Annotated in this window: 2 protein-coding genes and 1 pseudogene; all 3 read left to right on the forward strand. The window is 67.4% G+C overall.

Translation table 11 applies throughout. The features are described from left to right. Positions 1–59 precede the first annotated feature (59 nt). Positions 60–1,073: pseudogene (locus GRX66_RS16770) on the forward strand (molybdopterin-dependent oxidoreductase); the annotation flags it as partial. Positions 1,074–1,332: 259 nt separating this feature from the next. Then, entirely contained in the window at positions 1,333–3,834 is a 2,502-nt protein-coding gene (locus GRX66_RS16775) for an efflux RND transporter permease subunit (protein WP_159527542.1), read from the forward strand. A 129-nt stretch (positions 3,835–3,963) separates the two neighbouring features. Beyond that, a partial coding sequence (locus GRX66_RS16780; protein WP_325064169.1) for a transcription initiation factor IIB occupies positions 3,964–4,526 on the forward strand: 563 nt, incomplete at its 3' end.

Genomic DNA, 4,526 nt, shown 5'->3' on the forward strand with positions numbered 1-4,526 from the left:
CGTCATCGACGGGAACGAAATCAGCGACCTGAACACCGAAGGGACGATTCCCCGGTTCGGGCGGCGCTCCGGGCGGGTTCACGCAGGTGATCTCCCTCGCTCAGGGCGGCGGTAGCGCAACGGGTCCGTCCGAGGCCGGCACGCTGGACGTCGACGCAGCCGTACAGTCGGAGGCAGACGACATGCTCGAGCGCGCGAGCGCCGCCTCGTTCGACGTCGAGGGCATCGAACCGCTGGTCAGCGAGGACTTCTACAACGTCGACATCAGTTCCGTCGACCCGGACCTCGACGCCGACGACTGGGAGTTGACTGTCACGGGCGCCGTCGAGGACGAACGGACGTACACCTACGACGACCTCACGGAGCGCAGCGCCGAGAACAGGTTCGTCTCGCTGCGGTGTGTCGGCGAGGGGCTCAACGGCCACAAGCTGGACAACGCGCTCTGGCAGGGCATCCCCATCATGGACCTCGTGGAGCCCGCTGGCCCGGACGAGGGCTGTTGCGTGATGTTGCACGCGGCCGACGGCTTCTACGAGGAGTTCCCGCTGGCCGCCCTCCAGGACGGCTTCCTCGCGTTCGGGATGAACGGCGACGTGCTCCCGCGCGGCCACGGCTACCCCGCTCGCGCCCTGATTCCGGGGCACTGGGGCGAAATCAACGTGAAGTGGCTCACCGAGATCGAGATCCTGGAGACCGAGGCCGACGGCTACTGGGAGGAACGCGGTTGGCACGGCACCGGCCCCGTGAACACCGTCGCGAAACTCCACGCCGCCAACGACCTCGAGGACGGCCGCAAGCAGGTCGCGGGGCACGCCTACGCCGGCACCCGCGGTATCCAGCGCGTCGAGGTATCCACGGACGGCGGCGACACGTGGACCGACGCTCGGCTCACCGACCCGCTGCCGGGTGCGGACGTCTGGCGGCAGTGGGTCCACGAGTACGACCCGCCGGCGGACAGCCACGAAGTGGTCGTGCGGGCGACTGACGGGACCGGAACCCTCCAGCCCGAGGACGAGTCGTCGGCGTACCCGAGCGGGGCGACGGGCTGGGTGTCGAAGACCGTTCCCCCATAATTACAGTCATCATAGTTACCAAACTCGGTCGCCGGCTCCGCACCGATACGCCGTGTGAGAGCGCCTCACTATCAACTCGAAAACAGAACGTGTATTCTGGAAACACTTTTTGAGTCCCTGTCGTATATGCAGGTGTGCAATCCCGCTGTCCAGCACGCTCCGGCCCTCCCCTCCACACGGGCTCGCAGCGCACGGCATCGAGACAGCATCGACTGCAAACTGACCTCCGCAGCCACGGCGACGCCCCGGTGAACAGGCCATGATCCGGACGCTGCTCCGCCGCGTCGCCGGCGTCGCCACCGACCACAACCGCCTCGTGCTCGTGGTCGGCCTCGTCCTCACGGGCGCGGTCGTCGCCGGCGTCGGGCAACTCCAGATGGAGAGCCAGCCGGCCGACGACGACGCGCTCGGCGACACCGAGATCGCTCAGAAACAGGCGTACATCGAGCAGCGCTACGAGGACGACACCGAATCCAGCGCGGACACGCGGCCCGTCTACCTCCGCGACGACGACGGCAACGTCCTCTCGAAGACCGCACTCCTCGAATCACTGCGATACCAGCGGACAGTTCTCCAGACCGAGGCCGTCTCCGCGGTCGCCGTCGACGACAGACCGGTGCTCGGCGTCTCGAACGTCGTCGCACTCCGTGCCGCCGGCGACCCCACGGCGTCACTCGACGAGCAGATCGCCGCACTCGAGGACGCCAGTACGGACGAGGTGAAGGCAATCGTCTCGGAGACCCTCACCGAGGAGTCGGCCGCCCTGGCGCTGCTCCCACAGGACTACGAACCAGGGTCCACCGAATCCGCCACGCGACGCATCCTCTTCCGGTTCGACGCCGACGCAAGCGACGACGCCCTCGCAGACGCCCAGCGCGTGCTCTACGAGGAAGCCGACGACCAACCCAACCCACACTACTTCACGCTCGGCGAGCACGCCATCGGCGACCTGAACGCGCAGATGCAGGAGAACTTCGTCACGCTCGTCGTCCCGGTCGCGCTCGCTATCATCCTCGCGGTGCTGGCGTTCGCGTACCGCGACGTCGTCGACATCGTCGTCGGGTTCACGGGCGTCGTCCTCTCCGTCCTCTGGATGTTCGGCATCCTCGGCTGGCTGCAGATCCAGGCCGGAAACACGATGATCATCGGCGTCGTACTCGTCGTCGGCCTGAGCGTCGACTACGGCCTGCACGTCTTCACGCGGTACCGCGAGGAACGCGACGCCGGCGACCCGATTCGCGCACCAATGCGGCGGTCGCTGTCCGCCGTCGCTGTCGCACTCGCGCTCGTCACAGTCACCACGGCACTGGGCTTCCTGTCGAACGCCGCAAACGAGCTCGCGAGCATCCGAAACCTCGCGTTCGCCATCACGCTCGGCGTGGTGTCGTCGTTCGTCATCTTCGTCACCGTCGTCCCCGCGCTCAAGGTCACCATCGACGGCGCGCTCGAATACGTCGGCCTCGACCGTACCAACCGCCCGCTCGGCCAGACGCGGTTCGCGAAGCCACTGCTCGCCAGCGGCGTCACGCTCGCCAAGCGCGCCGCGCCCGTCGTCATCGTCGTCGCGCTGATTGCGGGCAGCGTCGGCGCCGCCGCGTGGACGCAACTGGACCGCCAGGCGTTCCAGCAGCAGACCGACGAAACCGCCGAGTGGAAACAGAACCTCCCCGGGCCGCTCGCGTGGGAGGTGCCGGAACTCAGAGAGGACGCCGACTTCGTCACCGAGCACTACCGGAACGCCGACGACTCCAACCGCCGCGTGTCGAATCTACTCGTGGAAGGTGACGTAACCGCAGACCACACACTGGAGCGCGTCCACGAGGCGAAGACCCACCTCGCCGACACGGGCGCGCTCTTCGAACGCCCCGGCGAGGGCGTTCCCTTCCAGTCGCCAGTCGCCGTGATGGAACAGGTCGCGGCGAACGTCGACGAGTTCGCCGCGACACTCGCAGACGCAGACACCGACGGCGACGGCGTCCCCGACCGGGACCTCGAAACCGTCTACGACGAACTGTACGCCGCGGCGCCCGAGCAAGCCAGTGAGGTCGTCGAGCGCACCGACGGCGACTACCAGTCACTGCGCGTCGTCGTGCCGTTCGACCGCACCACGACCTACGATGTCCAGAACGACCACATGCGTGCGGCCGCAGGTATCGTGGACGACGCCGACGGCCTCAGCGCTACCGGCGTCGGTCAGGGCACGCTCACCACCGCAGAGCTCTCGACGATCGCTGACGGCGTCCTCCAGACGCTGCTCGTCGCGCTCACGGCTGTCGTCTTGCTGCTCGTGGTCGTCTACAGGCTCGCCGAGGGCAGCGCCTCGCTCGGGTTCGTCACCGCGTTCCCCGTCCTGCTGGTCACCGCGTTCGTCGTCGGCGGCATGTACGTCCTGGACGTTCCGCTGACGCTGCTGACCGCGCTCCTGATGAGTCTGGTCGTCGGGCTCGGTATCGACTACAGCGTCCACGTCAGCGACCGGTTCGCGCACGAACGCCGCGCCGGCCGCGATACCGTCGACGCGCTCCGCGAAGCCCTCGTCGGCACCGGCGGCGCCCTCCTCGGGAGCACCTTGACGACGACGGGCGCGTTCGCCACGTTCCTGTTGCTCCCACACCCGCAGTTCCAGAGCCTCGGCGTCCTCGTCGTGCTCGCGCTGGCCACCTCGTTTGTGGTCACGGTCTACGTGCTCCCGAGTTTCCTCTACGCGTGGAGCAAGTACGCGGCGGGCCAGCCGGCCGAGTGGGGTCCCGCGGACGTTTAAAACTCCCGCGGAAATCACTCGTTGTACTTAAATCCGGCGCAACATTTATACGCTAGCATCCCTTACATTAGGTTAGACTAGGCCCACCGGGAGCCGATCCGCTACGCGCCGTCCCGGCCAACAATCACAATGAGTACGACGACAATCCGAAGCTACGACGGTGACGCCGCAACGCGCACCACCGAGGAAACGACCAGCACGGGCACCACTGAGAACGCCACCCAGAGCTGCCCCGAATGTGGCGGCAGCCTCGCACAGCACGAAGCTCGCGGTGAGACCGCGTGTGTCGACTGCGGCCTCGTCGTCTCGGAGGACGACATCGACCACGGGCCCGAGTGGCGCGCGTTCGATTCGGCACAACGAGACCAGAAATCGCGCGTCGGCGCGCCCACCACGAACATGATGCACGACAAGGGGCTGTCGACGAACATCGGCTGGCAGGACAAGGACGCCAACGGCAACTCGCTGTCGAGCCGCCAGCGCCAGAAGATGCAGCGCCTCCGCACCTGGAACGAGCGCTTCCGCACCCAGAACAGCAAGGAACGCAACCTCAAACAGGCACTCGCCGAAATCGAGCGCATGGGCAGCGCGCTCGGCCAGCCCGACGACGTCCGCGAGACCGCGTCGGTCATCTACCGCCGCGCCCTCAGCGCGGACCTGCTGCCCGGCCGCAGCATCGAGGGCGTCGCGAC

It is taken from the genome of Halobacterium bonnevillei (assembly GCF_009831555.1).
In the GTDB taxonomy this organism is placed as follows: domain Archaea; phylum Halobacteriota; class Halobacteria; order Halobacteriales; family Halobacteriaceae; genus Halobacterium; species Halobacterium bonnevillei.